At 60.9% G+C, this 17,545-nt stretch carries 14 protein-coding genes; 3 read left to right on the top strand and 11 right to left on the bottom strand.

Annotated features, from left to right (window positions below):
• From N8H74_RS25900 to N8H74_RS25890, 3 genes are all read right to left on the bottom strand, one after another.
• Positions 1–354 (bottom strand): aldose 1-epimerase family protein (locus N8H74_RS25900; RefSeq protein ID WP_262151347.1); only part of this gene is annotated, 354 nt, incomplete at its 3' end.
• Positions 355–767: 413 nt separating this feature from the next.
• Positions 768–1,619 carry a DUF1989 domain-containing protein gene (locus tag N8H74_RS25895; protein WP_217833381.1) on the bottom strand — a complete coding sequence of 284 codons (852 nt, stop codon included), beginning with the start codon at positions 1,617–1,619 and terminating at the stop codon, positions 768–770.
• A gap of 14 nt (positions 1,620–1,633) precedes the next feature.
• Entirely contained in the window at positions 1,634–2,299 is a 666-nt protein-coding gene (locus N8H74_RS25890) for a GntR family transcriptional regulator (RefSeq protein ID WP_262151345.1), read from the bottom strand.
• Between the two features lie 268 nt (positions 2,300–2,567).
• On the opposite strand from N8H74_RS25890, the gene N8H74_RS25885 reads away from it, so the two are divergent.
• Positions 2,568–3,059 (top strand): MarR family winged helix-turn-helix transcriptional regulator, encoded by a 492-nt coding sequence (locus tag N8H74_RS25885; RefSeq protein WP_262151343.1) that lies wholly within the window; start codon positions 2,568–2,570, stop codon positions 3,057–3,059.
• A complete protein-coding gene (locus N8H74_RS25880) occupies positions 3,052–3,810 on the top strand; it encodes a class I SAM-dependent methyltransferase (RefSeq protein ID WP_262151340.1) in 759 nt (252 codons plus the stop codon). Before N8H74_RS25885 ends, N8H74_RS25880 begins: the two co-directional genes overlap by 8 nt.
• A 24-nt stretch (positions 3,811–3,834) precedes the next feature.
• Here N8H74_RS25880 and N8H74_RS25875 read toward each other — a convergent pair whose 3' ends face one another.
• The 7 genes from N8H74_RS25875 to N8H74_RS25845 form a co-directional block, all read right to left on the bottom strand.
• Positions 3,835–4,851 carry an XdhC family protein gene (locus N8H74_RS25875; RefSeq protein WP_262151339.1) on the bottom strand — a complete coding sequence of 339 codons (1,017 nt, stop codon included), beginning with the start codon at positions 4,849–4,851 and terminating at the stop codon, positions 3,835–3,837.
• 10 nt (positions 4,852–4,861) lie between these two features.
• Positions 4,862–6,211: a cytochrome c gene (locus tag N8H74_RS25870; RefSeq protein WP_262151337.1), complete on the bottom strand. Its 1,350-nt coding sequence runs from the start codon at positions 6,209–6,211 to the stop codon at positions 4,862–4,864.
• A 16-nt stretch (positions 6,212–6,227) separates the two neighbouring features.
• Entirely contained in the window at positions 6,228–8,456 is a 2,229-nt protein-coding gene (locus N8H74_RS25865; RefSeq protein ID WP_262151335.1) for a molybdopterin cofactor-binding domain-containing protein, read from the bottom strand.
• A complete protein-coding gene (locus N8H74_RS25860; RefSeq protein ID WP_262151333.1) occupies positions 8,456–8,923 on the bottom strand; it encodes a (2Fe-2S)-binding protein in 468 nt (155 codons plus the stop codon). The genes N8H74_RS25865 and N8H74_RS25860 overlap by 1 nt, the downstream gene beginning before the upstream one ends.
• Positions 8,924–9,010: 87 nt before the next feature.
• Positions 9,011–9,943: an AraC family transcriptional regulator gene (locus N8H74_RS25855; RefSeq protein WP_262151331.1), complete on the bottom strand. Its 933-nt coding sequence runs from the start codon at positions 9,941–9,943 to the stop codon at positions 9,011–9,013.
• A gap of 238 nt (positions 9,944–10,181) precedes the next feature.
• Positions 10,182–13,271, bottom strand: coding sequence for an efflux RND transporter permease subunit (locus tag N8H74_RS25850; RefSeq protein WP_262151329.1), 3,090 nt, complete (start codon positions 13,269–13,271; stop codon positions 10,182–10,184).
• Positions 13,268–14,377, bottom strand: coding sequence for an efflux RND transporter periplasmic adaptor subunit (locus N8H74_RS25845; RefSeq protein WP_262151327.1), 1,110 nt, complete (start codon positions 14,375–14,377; stop codon positions 13,268–13,270). Before N8H74_RS25845 ends, N8H74_RS25850 begins: the two co-directional genes overlap by 4 nt.
• 219 nt (positions 14,378–14,596) lie before the next feature.
• On the opposite strand from N8H74_RS25845, the gene N8H74_RS25840 reads away from it, so the two are divergent.
• Positions 14,597–16,078, top strand: coding sequence for an efflux transporter outer membrane subunit (locus tag N8H74_RS25840; RefSeq protein WP_262151325.1), 1,482 nt, complete (start codon positions 14,597–14,599; stop codon positions 16,076–16,078).
• Positions 16,079–16,173: 95 nt separating this feature from the next.
• Here the strand turns inward: N8H74_RS25840 and N8H74_RS25835 are convergent, their stop codons facing one another.
• Positions 16,174–17,445, bottom strand: coding sequence for an outer membrane protein transport protein (locus N8H74_RS25835; RefSeq protein WP_262151323.1), 1,272 nt, complete (start codon positions 17,443–17,445; stop codon positions 16,174–16,176).
• Between the last annotated feature and the right edge of the window lie 100 nt (positions 17,446–17,545).

Below are 17,545 nucleotides of genomic sequence, written 5' to 3'. Positions count from 1 at the left end.
GCGACCATTGAGTTCGATGAAGGACGGATTGACCACTTCCTTGACCGGGGAATCCCAGCCCATGCGCACATTGCCGACCGAGGCCTGCAAGACGTTCATTCCCCGTGTCGGCACTACCGAGAGTTTCATCGTGCCGTTATCGATATCAACGATGCTGACGCCTTCCTGCCGACCACCATGCAAGGTGCGCAGGGTAACGCTGAAGGGTTTGTCGGTCTTTATGCCAAGTTGCTGGCTGGTGATCTGCCAGTTCTGCGCGGCTTTGTCGGTGTCGAGCAGAACGTAATCCCAGGCCATGGCGTGGGAGGCAGCGGACAATGCGCTGAGGGCAACAAAGAGCTTGAGCGGGGTCATGGCAATAGCCTTTCTTGGAGTTGTGCGCTTTTTATAAACTTGATGAAACGTTTCAGCAAGCTTAAAAAACGACACAACGCTGGTCTTTGCCAAGAAGAGTTTTTTGGACAGGCCCAAAGCCGTCCTTGCTCAATAGCAAAGCCGACTTGAATGACCAGGCCATTTCAAAGTCACTGTCTCTATGGTCCAACCATCGGGGGGCAGTAGAGAGGGAGACTGCCGCCATAGATGCCAGCCATGCGGATGGCCTTGTTTTCAAGTGCTCCGATGCCCTCGCATTCGATCAACGAGACTGCCCTGCCCTTAAACCATTCAGTAAATGCAAAAAAAGGGAGACGGTTTATTCAATCCGTCTCCCTCTTTTTGAGATCTGAAACATGCGCCTTCACTCGGTGTTCAATCGCCCCCGCCCCTTACTTTTCCCACTCGGCCTTGGGAATCAGCAAGCCGTGGTTACCGTTGTAAGCAGCGCGCTCGGGCTGTTTCCAGCCCTCCAGCAGCGAATCGTCGAGACGGTAGATTTCCACCCCGAGCGGACGGCAGACCTTCAACGGATCCTCGGCGTCAGGCCCCCACATCGGCAATGACAGGTCACCGCCCGGGCAGGTGGACAGTGCGCAGAGCAGGTCGATTTCCGCGAAGAACTCCAGGTAGTCGCCCTGCTTCGCCGGGCACGCTTTCATGAAGTACATGTCGTCGTGATTCAGGCCCGTGCATTGGAAGATGTTCAACACATCGTGTACGTCGAACTCGGTCAGGCCGTGTGGCAACACCGCGCGGGTCAGGTTGGAGTGGCAATGGTGGTGGAAATCCTCGCCCGTGAGCATCTTGTTCACGTAAGGATCGCAGCGCGTGCCGAGCAGATCGTGCAAACGGCCGCCATGTTCATCGATACCGTAGCCGGCCAGGCTGTCGTCGGTGATGGTGACCATCGGTCGCAGGAACGGCAGGTTCGACCACAAGCGGTCGTAGGTAGTGACGTGCGCACCTTGCAACTGACGGGTGCGGGACGCCCACATGCGTTCGCGGGGATCGTTGGCGCTCCACACGTTGAAGTCGCCGACCTGCGGCCCCACGGGCGTGGTCACGCGAAACACATGCCCCGCCGGCACCTTCCAGGCGCGGCCGGTGCGAATCGGCACTTCGAATTGCTCGACCAATGTGCGGCCTTCCCTGTTCTCGCGCACGCGGTCATAGAACGCCTTGTCTACCTGCAATGCGGCGCCCTTGCTGACTTGGTAGGCCGCTGGATAATCCTTGTACATGATGGATCCTCTCTTCAGTGTTTTGCTCGGCTGTTCAGAATGTCCAGCAGCACGAGTTCGGAGTCGTTGAGGTAGCTGCTCATGGCTTCCTCGGCTTCCTTCTTGCGGCCATCGCTCAGCAGATCGTGAATATGCCGGTCGCGTTCAAACCAGGGTTTCTGGAAGGTTTCCTCGCTGGGGGCATTGGAAAACACCAGGCGCATCTGGGCCGCCACGTGGGTGAAGAATTCGTCGAACAGCGGGCTGCGCATCAGGCCGACGATGTGTTGGTGAAAACGCAGACTGTGCGTACCGAAGGCTTGCCAGTTCTCGCGATCCCGGGCCAGTTGCGCCGCCTCGATGGCATCGAGCATCAGATCGGACTGGTACTCGCGTAACGGCTTGCTCGCGGCGATCGCCTGCAATTCGAGCGTGCGGCGGACCTTGAAGAGGTCGCGCACATCGTCGATTCCCATTCGGCGCACCATCACGCCTTTGTGGCGCACATAGCTGGTCAGGCCTTCGCGACCCAACTGGTGCAGCGCCTCGCGGACGGTGTTGCGCGAGGCGTTGTAGGCGTTGACCAGTTCGCTTTCCACCAGTGGCATGCCCGGCAACAGGCGCCCGCCAATGATGTCTTCGCGCAGTTCGATGGCGACCTGATCCGGCAGCGACAGGCTTTTCTCATGGGTTTGACTCAACGTTGCACGCCCTCCATTCACAACGCACAGATTGTTCAACAATCACTCTTGAGCGTATTAGCGAGTTTCATGCCAGTTACCGAATTCAAGGACTGCTTGAAGGCTTCTGTCTGGAGAACGCTTTTTATGGGCAGGCGAACACGGCGTGATTCGTTACTGAAGGCAACGTTGCAGATCAATCGCCAGTCACGAGCCCCCTGACGGACTCGGCTTGCAAATTACATTAGCGCTAATGTAGTTTGTAATGCATCTGTTGGAGACGATGACCATGAATCAAAAAGTCGAGCCCGGCCTGGGCGAACTGCTGCGCTATGTATCGGAGTTGGTCGAACTGGGCGCCGAAGCGCATTACCAGCAAATGGGCATGAAGTACCGGGCGCGCTACACCCCTGTGCTGCGGGCCATTCGCTCGGGTGCGCGGACGGTGACGGAGATCACCGCGCGTTCGCATCTGACCCAGGGCGCCATCAGCCAGACGGTCAGCCACATGGAGGCCGAAGGTGTGATTTCCCGTCAGCGCGGTGAGGATGGACGGCAGACGGTGATCGAGTTGACTGCCGCCGGCAAGGAGTTGGTGACCAGGCTGAATGCACACTGGGCGGCCACGTTCGAAACCATCGAGCAGTTGGAAACGGAAGTCGGCTATCCCCTACGTCGCGTGCTCGAAGACACCGCCAGAGCCCTGGAGCAACGCGGTTTCTCGCAGCGCCTGAGCGACTTCAAACAAAGCCGGATCGCCGGAGTTTCCGCCCATGAATAACACGGATGCAGCAAGCAAGAACTGGTTCGATCAGGGTGGCTCGGCCTACGCGAAGTTCAGGCCGGAATACCCGGCGGAACTCGCGGCGTACCTGGCCTCAGTGGCACCGGATACCTTTCTCGCAGTCGACGTCGGATGCGGCAACGGCCAGTTGACCCGGCAGCTCGCCGGGCATTTCAACTCCGTCGCCGGTTTCGATCCCAGCGAGGATCAGATTGCCCACGCAGCGCCGCAAGAGAACGTCAGTTACCGCTGCGCGCCAGCGGAAGATCTGCCGCTGTTGAGCCGCAGCGTGAGCCTGGTGACGGCGGCGCAAGCCGCTCACTGGTTTGATTTGCCGAGGTTCTATGACGAGGTGCGCCGGGTGGCGGTGCCGAACACGATTGTGGCGCTGATCAGTTACGGCGTACTGCGCATGGACGGTGAGCTGGGGGCTCGCTTCGAGCGCTTCTATCGGGATGAAATCGGCCCGTTCTGGCCCGCCGAACGCAAGCTCGTGGACAGCGGTTACGCGACCCTCGACTTTCCGTTCACCGAGCTGGAAAGCCCCTCGATCGCCATTCATCTGGACTGGTCTCTGGACGAGTTTCTCGGCTACGTCTCGACCTGGTCGGCAGTGCGCAATGCCCGGGACTCGGGGCGCGAAGACCTGCTGCATCGCTTCGCCGCTGATATCGCCGAACGCTGGGGCGCCCCCGCCACTCGCCACTCGATTTCCTGGCCCATCAACATGAGGATCGGACGGCTATGAACGACGTGCAACCGACCTCCCCGTTCAGTTGTGCAAGGCCGCCAGAGACGCCTTGGCACTGGCCACATTCAGCGCCCCCGGCAAGCCAACGCCATTCTTCGCCGCGAGAATCTCGGCCATCACACTGACCGCGATTTCCGCCGGGGTCTTGCTGCCGATGTAGATCCCGATCGGCCCATGCAGGCGCTCAAGCGAGTCTTGCGTTTCGCCGAAATGCTCGATCAGGCGCTCGCGGCGTAGCTGGCTGTTGCGCCGCGAACCGATGGCGCCGATGTAGAACGCCGGCCCGTGCAAGGCCTCGAGCAAGGCCAGGTCATCCAGTTTCGGATCGTGACTGAGCGCGACGATGCAGGTGCGCAGATCAACTGCAAAATCCCGCACCACGTCATCGGGCATGCCGACGATGCGCTCGACCCCGCTCACCGCCCATGTCTGCATATGCTCGGGACGCGGATCGCAGACGGCAACCTTGAAGCCGTTGAACAACGCCATGGTCGCCAGGTATTCGGCCAGCGCGCCGGCCCCGATCATCAGCAGGCGATAACCGGGGCCAAGGGTATTGACCATCTGCTCGCCGTCGAAGCTGAACTGCTCCGGGGTGGCGGTGGGTTGGAGCGTGACTTCATCGGTCGTCAGTACCAATTGGCGGCGCACCAGTTGCCCGGAGTCGAGCTGGCTCAGCAGTACATCCAGCGCTTGCCATGCGGGGCTGAATTCGAGGATCAATTCGAGCGTGCCGCCACAGGGCAAACCAAAGCGGTGAGCCTCGTCGGCGCTGACACCGTAACGCACCACTTCGGGCGGCCCGTCCACCAGGCCATCGCCGCCGTAGGCCGTGGTGTAACGGTGGATCAGGTCGTCTTCGATGCAGCCACCGGAAACGCTGCCCACCACCCGGCCATCGTTACGCAGGGCCATCATCGACCCCACCGGCCGGGGCGACGAGCCCCAGGTGCGCGCCACCGTGGCAAGCAGCACGCGGTCGCCAGCGGCGAGCCAGTCCCGCGCGCTGCGCAGAACCAGCAAGTCGATGCTTTCCATCACCCCCTCCTTAACGCATCTGCAGAATGATCGGGCTGCTGCTGGCCGGATCGGTGTGTTCGCGCAGTTTGCTCACCGCTTTCGCGTCCACCGCCTCGCTGCGATTACCCCAGGTGCTGCGCACGTAGGTAAGGACTTCGGCAATCTGCTGATCCGAAAGTTGCTCGCGAAAGGCCGGCATGCGATAGGCGTCCGGCACACCAGCAGCGACCACGCGTTGCGAGCCGTTGAGGGTGATGTTGATCGCCGAGGCATTTTCCGACGCCAGTGCGGAAGTGGCGCCGGCCAGTGGCGGCATCCACTCTGGCTGGCCCTTGCCATCCAGGCCATGACAGGACGCGCAGCGGGTCTCATACGTGTGGACGCCCGGCGTGTTGGGCTTCGTAGCCGCCACTGACTGGTACTGCCACGGCGTGCCGTCACGCTGATGATCGCCCGGCAACGATTTGAGGTAACGAGCGATGGCCGCCAGATCCTCATCGTTCATGAACTGCGTGGAGTTGTTGAACGCCTCGGTCATCGAGCCGAACACCACCGCATGCTGGTTGCGACCGGTCTTGAGGAACTGCACGATCTCCGGCTCGGTCCAGCGCCCGAGGCCGGTGTTGTGATCGTTGCGCAGGCTCGGTGCGTACCAGCCATCGAGCAAGGCACCGGCAAGGAACGGCGTGCCGGATTCATCCAGCGCTTTTTCGTTGAACGCCAGCCCGCGCGGGCTATGGCAACTGCCGCAATGACCGGCGCCCTGAACGATGTAGGCCCCGCGATTCCACAACGGGTCCTGTCCGGCTTTTTCCACATAGGGCGCGGAGTCGGTGAAGACGCCGTTCCACAACGCGACCGGCCAGCGCATGTTCAGCGGCCAGGGAATGTCGCTGGGGATGTTGGCCTGCTTGACCGGCGCCACGCCCTTCATGAAGAACGCGTACAAGGCGCGAACATCATCGTCAGAGAGTTTGGCGTAGGACGGATACGGCATGGCCGGGTAAAGCCGCCGCCCTCCCGGCGCGACGCCATGGCGCACCGCCCGGTCGAATTGCGCCAGGCTGTAGTTGCCAATCCCGGTCTCGCGATCCGGGGTGACGTTGGTGGCGTGGATCGCACCCAATGGTGTCGCCATTTCCAGGCCGCCGGCGAAGGGCGCACCACCGGGCACGCTGTGGCAGGCGACGCAGTCGCTGAGCCGGGCGACATACTCGCCACGAGCGACCAGTGCCGGGTCGATATCGGCCACGGCGACCTGGCGGCTTTCAAAAGGCGAGACGGGCTCGCGGATGACATACCAGGCCAGCAGGCCGGCCGCGATCAGGCACGGCACGGCCAACCAGCCAGCGGTTCTTGCGAATCGGCTGTTGTTCATGAAGGCTCCGGCGCGGTCAGGTAAAGGTGTATCGGCTGAGCGGCATGCTGCGGATGCGCTGGCCGGTCAGTCTCGCCACGGCGTTGGCAACCGCCGGCGCCACGGCCGGCAGCGGCGGCTCACCGATGCCGCCCATTTTTTCCCCACTCTCGACAATCCGCACATGCACCCGGGCCATCCGTGAAGGCGGCAGAATCGGGTACAAGTCGTAGTTGCGTGCGCGGGGTTTGCCGTCGACGTAAACAGCCTCCTCCACCAGTACCTGCGACAGGCCCAGCGCGACCGCGCCACTGACCTGCGCCTGGACGATCGCCGGGTTGACGATGCTGCCCGGATCGATCGCCTGCCAGATGTCATGCACCTTGACTTGCCCATGCTCGATCGACACCTCGGCGATCACCGCCGTCTGCGTGCCGAACGGCGAGGCCATGGCAACGCCGCGCGCACGCTTGCTGCCGTCCTCGGCGGTAAACGGACCGCGCTTCCAGCCGCCGGACAACTCACCCACCGCTTGCAGCAACGTGGTCAGGCGCGGGTTGTCGCGCAGCAGGTGCAAACGCAATTCGTAGGGGTCTTTGCCGCCCTTGTCGGCGATTTCATCAAGGAACGCTTCGTAGAAGAAGTCGTTGAGCGAGTTACCCACCGAACGCCAGTAACCGAGCATGGCCGGGCCTTTGACGTAGATCTGTGCGATCCGCTTGTTGGGGATCGCGTACGACTTGCCCGCCAGGCCCTCGAGGGCGGTCGGGTCGATTTTTTCGCCCTGTTTGCCGGCGAGCGCCTCGGTCGGCCCTTCAGTAGCGCTGACCGCCTCGATAGCCAGCGGCATGCCTTCGCTGTCCAGTGCAGCGCGGAAATTGACGGCAGCGATTGGCCGCAGCGCATCGCGCACGAACTCTTCTTCGCGGCTCCAGATCAGCTTGACCGGACGCCCGACTGCCTTGGCCAGCGCAATCGCTTGCGGATAGGGATTGGCCGAGTCATAGAGAAAATGCCGCCCGAAAAACCCGCCCAGCAAGGGCGAATGCAAGGTGATGCGCGCAGGATCGAGACCGGTGCGCTTGGCGATGTCCGCACGGAACATGTCAGGCGCCTGATTCGGCAACCAGACTTCCAGCGAGCCGTCGGGATTGAAGCGAGCCAGCGCAGACGGCGGTTCCAACTGGCCGTGGTTGAGGTACTGGTTGTGGTAAGTGGCTTGGAGTGTCGTCTTGGCACTGGCCAGGGTTGCGGCCACGTCGCCTTCGTTTTCAGCGTCGCGGGCCGGGCCTTTCTCGGCCGCCAGACGTTTTACGTAAGCATCACTGGAAAAATCCGCCGGCATCGACCGGACCTTGGAGTCGGCGCTCGCCTCCAGCCAGTCGACCTGAATCGCCTCCACCGCACGCTTGGCGTGCCACCAACGCTCGGCCACCACCGCTACGGCGCCGGGCAATTGATGCACCGAATGCACGCCCTTCATGGCCTTGACCTGCTCTTCATTGCGCAGGCTGCCGACGGTCATGCCCAGGCGCGGCGCATGCTGCACCGCCGCGTGGAGCATGTTGTCGACTTTAAGATCGATGCTGTACAGCGCCTTGCCGGTCGACTTGTCATACGCATCGACACGCTTGACCGGTTTGCCGATCCAGCGGAACTGGCTCGGGTCGCGCAGCTTCACGCTGGCAGGATCCGGCACCGGCAGGTCCATCGCGCGCTCGGCCAATTCGCCGTAGGTCAGCGTGCGGCCCGAAGCGGCATGCACCACTTTGCCCGGTTCGGTCGTCAGCTCGCCCACCGGCACACCCAGTTTCTCGGCACCGGCCTGCAACATCATGGCCCGCGCCAAAGCACCGAGGCGGCGCATGGTCGGGTAGCTCAGGCGCACCGACATGCTGCCGCCGGTGATGCGCATCCCGTTGTCCAGCACCACGTAGGCTTCGCCCGGTGGCGCGGCCTCGACCAGGAAAGTCGCGGGGTCTGCGTCCAGCTCCTCGCCGACGATCTGCGCCATGGCGGTGTGGGTGCCCTGCCCGCCTTCCATGAACGGACTGAGCAGGCGCACGGTGTTGTCCGGACGGATTTCCAGAAACGCCGGCACTTGCGTGCCGCGTTCGGTCGCAGCGGCCGCCGCCAGGGCTCTGCCCGAACCGAGCGGCAGGCCGAAGCCAAGCACCAGCGCGCCCACGGCAGTGCCGGCGAGGAAGCGCCGGCGAGATACGTTGACCGGATCCGTCAGGTTCAGGCTTTCAATGGGCAAGTTCATCACGCCTCCCCCTTCGTCGCGGACAACCCGGCAAGGTCATGAACCGCTGCCTGAATCGCGTTGTAAGTGCCGCAACGGCAGAGATTGACCATCGCCGCTTCGATCTGCTCGTTGCTCGGCTGGGGGTTATTCTTCAGCAGTGCCGTGGCGGCCATGACCTGCCCGGACTGGCAATAGCCGCACTGGGCGACCTGATGCTCCACCCAGGTCGCCACCACACGCTTGCCGACATCATCCGCCTCGATGGCTTCGATGGTGGTCACCTCACGCCCGACCACACCGGCCACCGGCGTCACGCAGGAGCGCACCACGTTGCCGTCGACCAGCACGGAGCACGCGCCGCACTGCGCCAGACCGCAACCGTATTTGGTGCCGGTCATGCCCAGGTCATCGCGGATCACCCACAACAGGGGCGTATCGGCGTCGGCATCGACCTGATAGGTCTTCTGGTTGATTCGTAATTCCATGGGCTCACCCGCTGATCATCGGTTGCTGTGTTTTTTATAGGCGGTGATACGCAGCGAGGCGTATCACCGGTGAAAACGGTGCGGCGGTTAACTCGCGGCGCTGCTGACCACCGCCTCTTCCGGCGGCTGGGCACGCAGTTGGGCAATGTCATCTCGGGGGGCTCTGCCGAACAGCCGGCCGTACTCGCGACTGAACTGCGAAGGGCTTTCGTAACCGACGGCAAACGCCGCCCGCGAGACCTCAAAGCGTTCGCTGAACATCAGCCGCCGCGCCTCGTTCAGGCGCAGCCACTTCTGATACTGCAAAGGGCTCATCGCGGTCAGCTGGCGAAAGTGGTGATGAAAGGTCGGTGTGCTCATCTGCACCCGCGCCGCCAGCTCTTCGATGCGCAGTGGCTCGCAGTAGTTGAGCTTGAGCCAGTCGATGGCCTTGGCAATGCGGTAGCCCTGACCATCGACCGCCGTGAGCTGGCACAGGCGCGCGGCCTGATCGCTGTTGAGCAACCGATAGTGGACCTCGCGCAGAATCAGCGGCGCGAGCACCGGGATCGCCTCGGGTTCATCAAGCAGCGCCAGCAAACGGCCGAGGGCCTGCTCCAGCGTCAAGACCATGCTGCCAATGCCGACACCCGCGCCAATCGCACGACTGCGTGTCGCGGGCATGCCGCCCTTGGTGATGACCTCGGCCAGCAACGCCACATCCAGCTTCAACACCAGCCCGACGCAAGGCTGCTCGGGGCTGGCACTGAGTACCTCGGAATTGGCCGGAAGCTCAAGGGAGGTAATCAGAAAGCGCGAGCTGTCATAGCGATAACCCTCGGCACCGACCCACAGTCGTTTCTCGCCACGGGCGACCAGAATCAGACTCGGTTCAACGATGCAAATGGACGGTGGCACTGGATGATCGCGACGAAACAACGCAAGGCCGGGGATCGCCGTCGCGAAATCTCCCGCATGACTGACACGCGGATCAATGCTCGAGGCCAGAGACGATTCCTGGGGGGGACTGACATGGATCATGGTGGCTGGCTCCTGTTGACGGAACTCTAGCCTGCGAGCAAGGGCATTCCTATCTGCCGGACGGCATGTTCAGAGGAATAGGCAAGTATTCGATTGGATTGCGCAAGCGTGCAGGTCCGACTCAACGGCTACCAGGCGTTCCCGCAAGCCTCCAATCAAGCGCCGGGGTTTCCCGGCAACCTGTTGAGTGAACAACGAGAGGACGCAGTGGCGCCCTCTCTTCAGCCTGCTTCGCGGGCTATACCGGTTCTGCTGCTTCAGTTTGCCATTGACTGACTGAGCCGATCTTGAACCAGATGGAATACATCGCCGGCAGGAACACCAGTGTCATGATGGTTCCGACGAGCGTACCTCCGATCAGTGTGTAGGCCAGCGTCCCCCAGAATACGGAGTGCGTCAGGGGGATGAACGCCAGGATGGCTGCCAACGCTGTCAGCAACACAGGGCGGGCACGCTGCACGGTGGCTTCGATCACCGCGTGGAACGGGTCCAGTCCTTCTTGCGCGTTGTGGTGGATTTGTCCAATCAGAATCAGCGTATTGCGCATCAGAATGCCCGAAAGCGCGATCAGGCCGACCAGGGCGTTGATTCCAAACGGTTGCTGGAAGATGAGCAAGATCGGCACCACGCCAATCAACCCCAGCGGCGCGGTGAGAAACACCATCATCATCGCCGAGATCGAACGCACCTGCAGGATGATGATCAGCAGCGTGATCGCAATCATGATCGGGAGCAGCGGCAATATCGCCTTGCCGGCCTTGCCCGACTCCTCGATGGCCCCCGACTGCTCGATGCGATACCCATCAGGCAGCTTGTCGATGACCGGCTGCAACTGCGTCATGATCACGCTCGATACGTCCGGTGGCTGCAAACCTTCGGCAATGTCGCCGCGCACGGTAATGGTCGGCGTGCGGTCACGACGGCGAAGGATTGGATCCTCCATGCGGACGTCGACTTCCCCTACCTGGGACAGCGGAATCCGCTGCCCCGCCGCGCCCACGAGCGTAAACCCTTGTATTTTTTCCGGGTCGAGCCGAATGTCACCCGCCGCACGCCCGGTCACCTGCACCGAACGAATGTCCTCACGAACGGCCGTGATAGGGATTCCTGTGAGCAAAAACTGCAGCTGCTGCGCAACAGCGCTGGACGTCAGCCCCACCGCCTGCAAACGGTCCTGATCCAGGGTGAAATGCAGCGTGGGAGTCAGCGCTCCCCAGTCAGTGTTGACCGTTCTCATCATCGGGCTCGCCTGCATCACTTCCTGTACCTGGCCGGCGATCTCGCGCAATTTTGAAGGGTCAGGCCCCATCACCCGATAGGCGACAGGAAATGGCGAATACGGGCCAAACACCAGTTGCGTCACCCTGACACGCGCTTGCGGAGCAAGCCCTTGCGCCACTGCCTCACGAAGGCGGAACTTGAGGGACTCACGCGCCTCCTGACTGTCCGTCAGCACCACAATCTTTGCGAATGACGGGTCTGGAAGCTCCGGCGCCATTGCCAGGTAGAAGCGCGGCGCACCTTGCCCGATATAGGCCGTGACGATTTTTGCTTCAGCCTGCTTTTGCAGCCAGGATTCAATCGTGGCGGTGGTGCTGCTGGTCTGCTCGATGGAGGTCCCATAGGGCATTTGCACTTCGACCAACACTTCTGGACGGTCCGATGTGGGGAAAAACTGTTTCTTGACCAGGCTCATGCCGAGAATCGCCACGACAAACGTAGTGATAACCGTGCCGGCCACCAGCCATTTGCGGGCGATCACGCGCGCCAGAACCCGGCGGAAGCGGTTGTAGTTAGGAGTGTTATAGATGGCCGTGTGGCCACCTTCGACCGTGTTGATCTTCGGCAACATCTTCACACCCAGATAGGGCGTGAAAGCCACCGCAACGACCCATGAAGCAATCAGGGCAATGCCCACGATCCAGAACATGTTGCTGGTGTACTCGCCCGCTGTTGACTGTGCGAAACCATTGGGCAAAAAGCCGATAGCGGTTACCAGCGTGCCGGAAAGCATCGGTGCGGCCGTATGACTCCAGGCATACGCGGAAGCCTTGATGCGGTCGTAGCCCTCCTCCATCTTCACCACCATCATCTCGATGGCAATGATCGCATCGTCCACCAGCAGGCCAAGCGCCAGAATCAACGACCCGAGAGTAATACGATCGAAGTTCTTTCCAGTGGCTGCCATCACCACAAACACCACGGCCAGCGTCAACGGCACAGCCGCCGCCACCACGATACCGACATGCCAGCCCATGCTGAGAAAGCAGACAAGCATCACGACCAGCAGCGCGACGAAAAACTTGATCATGAACTCGTCGACGGCCGAACTGATATTCACAGACTGATCGGTGACCTTGGTGAGCGTCATGCCCAGCGGCATGCCCTCGTTGATGCTGGTGGTCTCTGCGTCCAATGCCTTGCCCAGGTCCAGGCCATTCCAGCCCTCACGCATCACAACCCCCAGCAACAGAGCCTCCTCTCCGTTATTGCGCACCAGGAACGTGGCCGGATCTTCATATCCACGCTCGACCGTCGCCACGTCCGAGAGCTTTAATGTTCGGCCTTGAACCGCAAGAGGCGTATCACGAATCTTTTGCACCTTGTCGAAGGCACCGTCGAGGCGCAGGAAGACTTGCGGCCCATCGGTTTCAATCGAGCCGGCGGGCGTGAGCACGTTCTGCTGATTCAGCGCGGCAAAGATATCCTGAGGTGATACGCCCAGCGTGGCCAGTCGATCATGGGAGAAGGAAACAAAGATGCGTTCAGCCTGTTCACCAATGATGTTGACCTTCTTTACCCCCGGCACGTGCAGCAGGCGCTGGCGCAACGATTCCGCATCACGCACCAGCAGCCTCTGCGGCTCGCCTTTGGCTTTCAGGGCGAACAGCGCAAATGTCACATCTGAAAACTCGTCGTTGACCATCGGGCCAATCACACCCGCCGGTAACTTGATGGCCTCATCGTCGAGTTTTTTACGGGCCTGATAGAACTCCTCCTGCACTTGGGAGGGAGGCGTGCGATCAAGCAGTGTCACCATCGTGAAAGCGAGACCTGGACGGGTGTAGGTTTCCGTGCGGTCATACCATTTCAATTCCTGCAGGCGTTTTTCAAGCGGCTCTGCAACCTGATCCTGCATCTCTTGCGCCGTAGCCCCCGGCCACGCGGTCACGACCGTCAGTTGCTTGACCGTAAACGGAGGATCTTCCGCACGTCCCAACTGGAAGAACGACAGGATCCCTGCAACAGCGATCAGGAAGATCAGGAATACCGTGATCGAGCGCTCGCGAACGGCGATCGCCGAAAGATTGAAGCGTCCCTGGCTCATGGATGGCTCCCGGCAACGTTGACGTCACCCTGTTGAGCCAGCCTCACCTCCTCACCATCGCGCAGCAGATGGGCTCCCAGCGCAACAATCTGCTCGCCAATCTTGAGTTCACCTGTAACTCGCGCTGCGTCATCGCTCAAGCCCAGGACCCGAACAGGTCGCCAGGCAACCTTCGCCGGCTCGCCGGCAATGACCCACACCCCTGTGCCTTGGCCCGCGTCATAAACGGCAGCGATCGGTACTTGCAGCGCTTGTCCATTTGCAGTGCCTTGGGCGATCCGGACAGTGACTGTCGAACCCAATGGCGCATTGGCCAACGCGCCTTCAAGCACATAGCGCGCCTCAAAGGTGCGCGTCATGCGATCGGCCGAATCAGAAAGCAGCCTCAGCTTCGCGGTGACAACCCCAATGCTGTTGCCGTAAAGCGTCGCCTGCGCTGTGGATCCAGCTGCCGGACGTAGCGTTTCGGGCAGATGAACTATCGCTTCTCGCTGCCCCGCGCGCGCGAGTCGAACCACAGGTTGCCCCGGACTGACGACTTGGCCCGGCTCGGCAAGCGTCTCCACCACCACCCCATCGGAATCCGCAAACAACACCGCGTACCCGGAAGCATTGCCAGCCACGTCAGCCTGCGCCTCGGCAGCACTGAGCTGTGCCTTCGCGGTATCAGCCGCTGCCTTGATCTGGTCGTACGCCGATGCAGAAATCGCCCCGGCAGCGACGAGGTTGCGATACCGGGCCTCGTCATCAGTGGTCTGCTTGGCTCTGGCCCGAGCCGCGATGACCGACTCTTGCTGTGCTCGCGCCTGCAAGCCGAGATCGATTGGGTCGAGACGCATGAGTGGCTGCCCGCGCTTGACGGCCTGCCCCGTATCAACCAGACGCTCAAGTACCTTGCCTGAAACGCGAAAGCCCAGGTCACTCTGCACACGGGCAGCCACGATTCCCGTGAAAGTGCGCGAAACGTCGGAGGCGCCCTGAACGGCAAAAGCCCTCACCAGAGGAGCATGCGTGCGTGGATCTTCAGCGGTGGATGAGCCGCCGCACGCTGCCAGGACGAGTGGCAACAGGCAAGCCGCAATGGGGAAAGGACGAAGCAGGCGCATAGGTTCCCTTACTTGAAAAATAGGACATGCACGACATTCTCAGTACAGTGACCATATCTGTCAATGGTCACATCACCAAGAATAATTGAGCTGCCCACACTTGCGCAAAAACCACCACGAACATTGGGTAAACTCCGAATAGCGACCAAATCATGGTTATTGACAGCAAGTGACTGAAATATATTATGGTCACAAAAATCGTCATTTGAAGGAATCGCAATGCCCCCTCTCCATCCCCTTGCTCTTTTGGTGAGCGCCAGCTTGATGGCAGGCTGCGCGGTCGGTCCGGACTATCAACGTCCAGACGCTTCTCTTTCGGATCGTTATTTGGGTCAGTCCGCTGTCGAGCAGCGGCGCGCAGGGACACCGGCCACTCTTGTGGCCTGGTGGGAAGGTTTTGGTGATCCAGCGCTGACCGGCTTCGTCTCCAGGGCTCTTGAGCAGAATCTGGATCTGGCACAGGCGTCGGCGCGAGTCACACAGGCGCGGGCAGGACTGGGTGCCGCGAATGCCGCCCTGTTACCCTCGGGGAACATAAGTGGCCAGGCTGCGCGCTCCTATCAATCAGTCGAGACGCCGCTCGGACAGGTGCTGAACTCGACGCCCGGCCATGATCGGTACGCAAGCACCTACGAGGTGAACCTCGGCGCTGCCTGGGAGATTGATGTATTTGGCGGCCTGCGACGCGGACGCGAAGCCGCACTCGCCGAGTATCAGGCTTCGGAGGCTGGCGCCGCCGCCACACGACTGGCCATTGCTGCGCAGACCGCCGATATCTATATCAGCATCCGAGGATTGCAGGCCCGGCTGGACATCGCGAACCGACAAGTCAAAACGCAGCAGGAACTGCTGGAAAAAGTCTCCCTGCTCTACGGCAAAGGCCTGGCTGCCAACTATCAGGTTCACCAGGCAGAGGGCGCACTGGCACAGGTCCAGGCGACCGTGCCAGTCCTGCAGACCGGCCTGGAGGCTGCCATGAATGCACTGGATGTCATGCTGGGTACACCGCCAGGCACTCATCGCATGCAATTGGCAAATGCAGGAAATATTCCTCTCGCGCCACAAATAAAGGCCACGGGAACACCGGCCGACCTGCTGCGCCGCAGGCCCGACCTCATCGTGGCCGAGCGTCGTCTTGCCGCCTCCAATGCGCGCATCGCAGAGGCGGTTGCGGAGTACTACCCGAAATTCTCCCTGAGTGCATTACTGGGAAGCGCCACGGCCGTATCCGGCGGCAACCTTTTCACCGGCGGCGCCAATCAGTCGGCGGGCGTACTGGGATTGCGCTGGAGACTTTTCGACTTTGGCCGCATCAACGCTCAGATCGATCAAGCCAAGGGACAGAAAGCCGAGGCCCTGGCCGCTTACCGTCAGTCCGTTTTGCGCGCCACCGAGGATGTCGAGAATGCCTTCTCCGCGCTGGTGAATCGAGAAGCTCAGGCGATCACCCTGACGAGAGGCGAGGACGCTCTGACACTGGCCCGTCAATCGTCATTCATTGCCTACGAGAAAGGTACGGCAAGTCTGATCGATGTCCTGCATGCCGACGAAACGATGTTGCAGGCTTCCGATGCCCGGGCGCAGGCACAAACGGACTCGGCACGGGCGGCAGTCGCGGCATTCAAGGCACTCGGGGGTGGCTGGCAACCTCCGCAAGCTCAGTCTCTGGCGACTCGGAGCCACCAGAGAACAGCAATATGAAGGCGCGCGAAGCACTGGCGGAATGAGTATTGAAAGGCCGGGGCGCAACATGCGCTCCCGGCCGAATCGTTGTCGTGGAATGATGCCTTATCTATTTAGAAGCGATAGCTGACAGAAGTGCCGAGCCCGCTCGCACTGTTCTTGTACCTGGCACTGTATGCACCTCGGGTTGTGGAGCTATCGTTGACCTGCACGCTCTCTTCCCGCAGGTAGGAATAAGCAACATCGATCGTGACATTCTCTACCGGAGTCCAGCCGGCACCGAAGCTGATAACCGTTCGGTCACCCGTCGGGATACGCGGTCCACGATTGGTGTTGTTGGCGGGCGACTGGTCGACGGAAAAGCCTGCACGAAGTACCCACTGATCGCTCAATTTATAAGACGTACCGATAGCGTGAGCCCACGTATCATGCCAGTTCTGCTCTTCGCTGATGGTGCCCAGCGAGCCGCTCAACAACGGCGGCAGCCCCGTGTTCTCGATGGTTAACTCCTTGAAGCGACTCCAGCGTGTCCAGGTACTCCCCACATACAGGGTCCAGTCATCATTGAGCTGATGTGTGACCGAGAAATCCACGGACTCCGGCGTATCGACATCCAGCGAGGCGTCATAACTCCGGCCGCTAACTCCCAACACGCTAAAGATGCCGTCAGTGACCTTGGTCTTGGCATCCAGGTGATAACTGACCTTGGAATGGTAGGTCAGTCCAAGGCGAGTCCGGTCTGTAGCCTGCATCAAAATGCCGGCGTTGAAACCAAGGGCCGTGTCGTCGCCAGTGCTTTTGAGTTTTCCGTCATTGCGACCAGGACTGAGCGGATTGGGCACCATTCCGGACAACTCGCCGCTGATACGGTTGATGGTGGGGCCAAACCCGATCGAAACCTTGTCATTAAAGGCATAGCTGATAGTGGGCTGGAATGTAAGCGCCGTGACCTCGCTTTTATTAGCGTAGTAACGCCCGGCAAAGCCGCTGCCGTAATCGGTGATCAGGCCAAAAGGTGCATAAAATCCAACGCCGACCGCCCAGTGCTCATCAATCGGTTTGACGTAGTAGCCCATAGGTATCGTGGTAGTGGGCACCATGTCGCCGTCTTCCCGCCCTCCGAATGTGCTGCGGGTCTGGCTTATATCGGACTTCGCGAAAAGAGTCGCCGCGCCTACGCTGACTTGTTCCGTTTTCAAACGAGACATGCCCGCCGGATTACCGAAAACGGTGCTCGCATCTTCAGCCGAGGAGGAACGGCCGGCATATCCAGATCCCATCCCGCTGATGCTCTGTTCATTGAGGGCGAAACCGCTCGCAAACACGTTAGAAGATGCGAGCACGACCGCGAGGCCAAGTGGACTCTTGAGCAATATTTTTTTCATTATTGGAACTCTATGGTTATCACCGGGATGAAACAGCAGAAACATCGAACGGCTATAGTTAGCCATGTGACCATATCAGTCAATGGTCACAATGCAGATA

Source organism: Pseudomonas sp. B2M1-30, assembly GCF_025447575.1.
GTDB lineage: Bacteria > Pseudomonadota > Gammaproteobacteria > Pseudomonadales > Pseudomonadaceae > Aquipseudomonas > Aquipseudomonas botevensis.
The sequence above is the reverse complement of the archived record's forward strand: the minus strand, read 5'-3'. Positions and strand labels throughout refer to the sequence as shown.

Bases quoted from the DNA above. Each gene is read 5' to 3' on its own strand.
- N8H74_RS25895 (WP_217833381.1), bottom strand. From the start codon at position 1,619: ATGTACAAGGATTATCCAGCGGCCTACCAAGTCAGCAAGGGCGCCGCA.
- N8H74_RS25840 (WP_262151325.1), top strand. From the start codon at position 14,597: ATGCCCCCTCTCCATCCCCTTGCTCTTTTGGTGAGCGCCAGCTTGATG.
- N8H74_RS25885 (WP_262151343.1), top strand. From the start codon at position 2,568: ATGAATCAAAAAGTCGAGCCCGGCCTGGGCGAACTGCTGCGCTATGTA.
- N8H74_RS25835 (WP_262151323.1), bottom strand. From the start codon at position 17,445: ATGAAAAAAATATTGCTCAAGAGTCCACTTGGCCTCGCGGTCGTGCTC.
- N8H74_RS25860 (WP_262151333.1), bottom strand. From the start codon at position 8,923: ATGGAATTACGAATCAACCAGAAGACCTATCAGGTCGATGCCGACGCC.
- N8H74_RS25875 (WP_262151339.1), bottom strand. From the start codon at position 4,851: ATGGAAAGCATCGACTTGCTGGTTCTGCGCAGCGCGCGGGACTGGCTC.
- N8H74_RS25870 (WP_262151337.1), bottom strand. From the start codon at position 6,211: ATGAACAACAGCCGATTCGCAAGAACCGCTGGCTGGTTGGCCGTGCCG.
- N8H74_RS25845 (WP_262151327.1), bottom strand. From the start codon at position 14,377: ATGCGCCTGCTTCGTCCTTTCCCCATTGCGGCTTGCCTGTTGCCACTC.
- N8H74_RS25880 (WP_262151340.1), top strand. From the start codon at position 3,052: ATGAATAACACGGATGCAGCAAGCAAGAACTGGTTCGATCAGGGTGGC.
- N8H74_RS25865 (WP_262151335.1), bottom strand. From the start codon at position 8,456: ATGAACTTGCCCATTGAAAGCCTGAACCTGACGGATCCGGTCAACGTA.
- N8H74_RS25850 (WP_262151329.1), bottom strand. From the start codon at position 13,271: ATGAGCCAGGGACGCTTCAATCTTTCGGCGATCGCCGTTCGCGAGCGC.
- N8H74_RS25855 (WP_262151331.1), bottom strand. From the start codon at position 9,943: ATGATCCATGTCAGTCCCCCCCAGGAATCGTCTCTGGCCTCGAGCATT.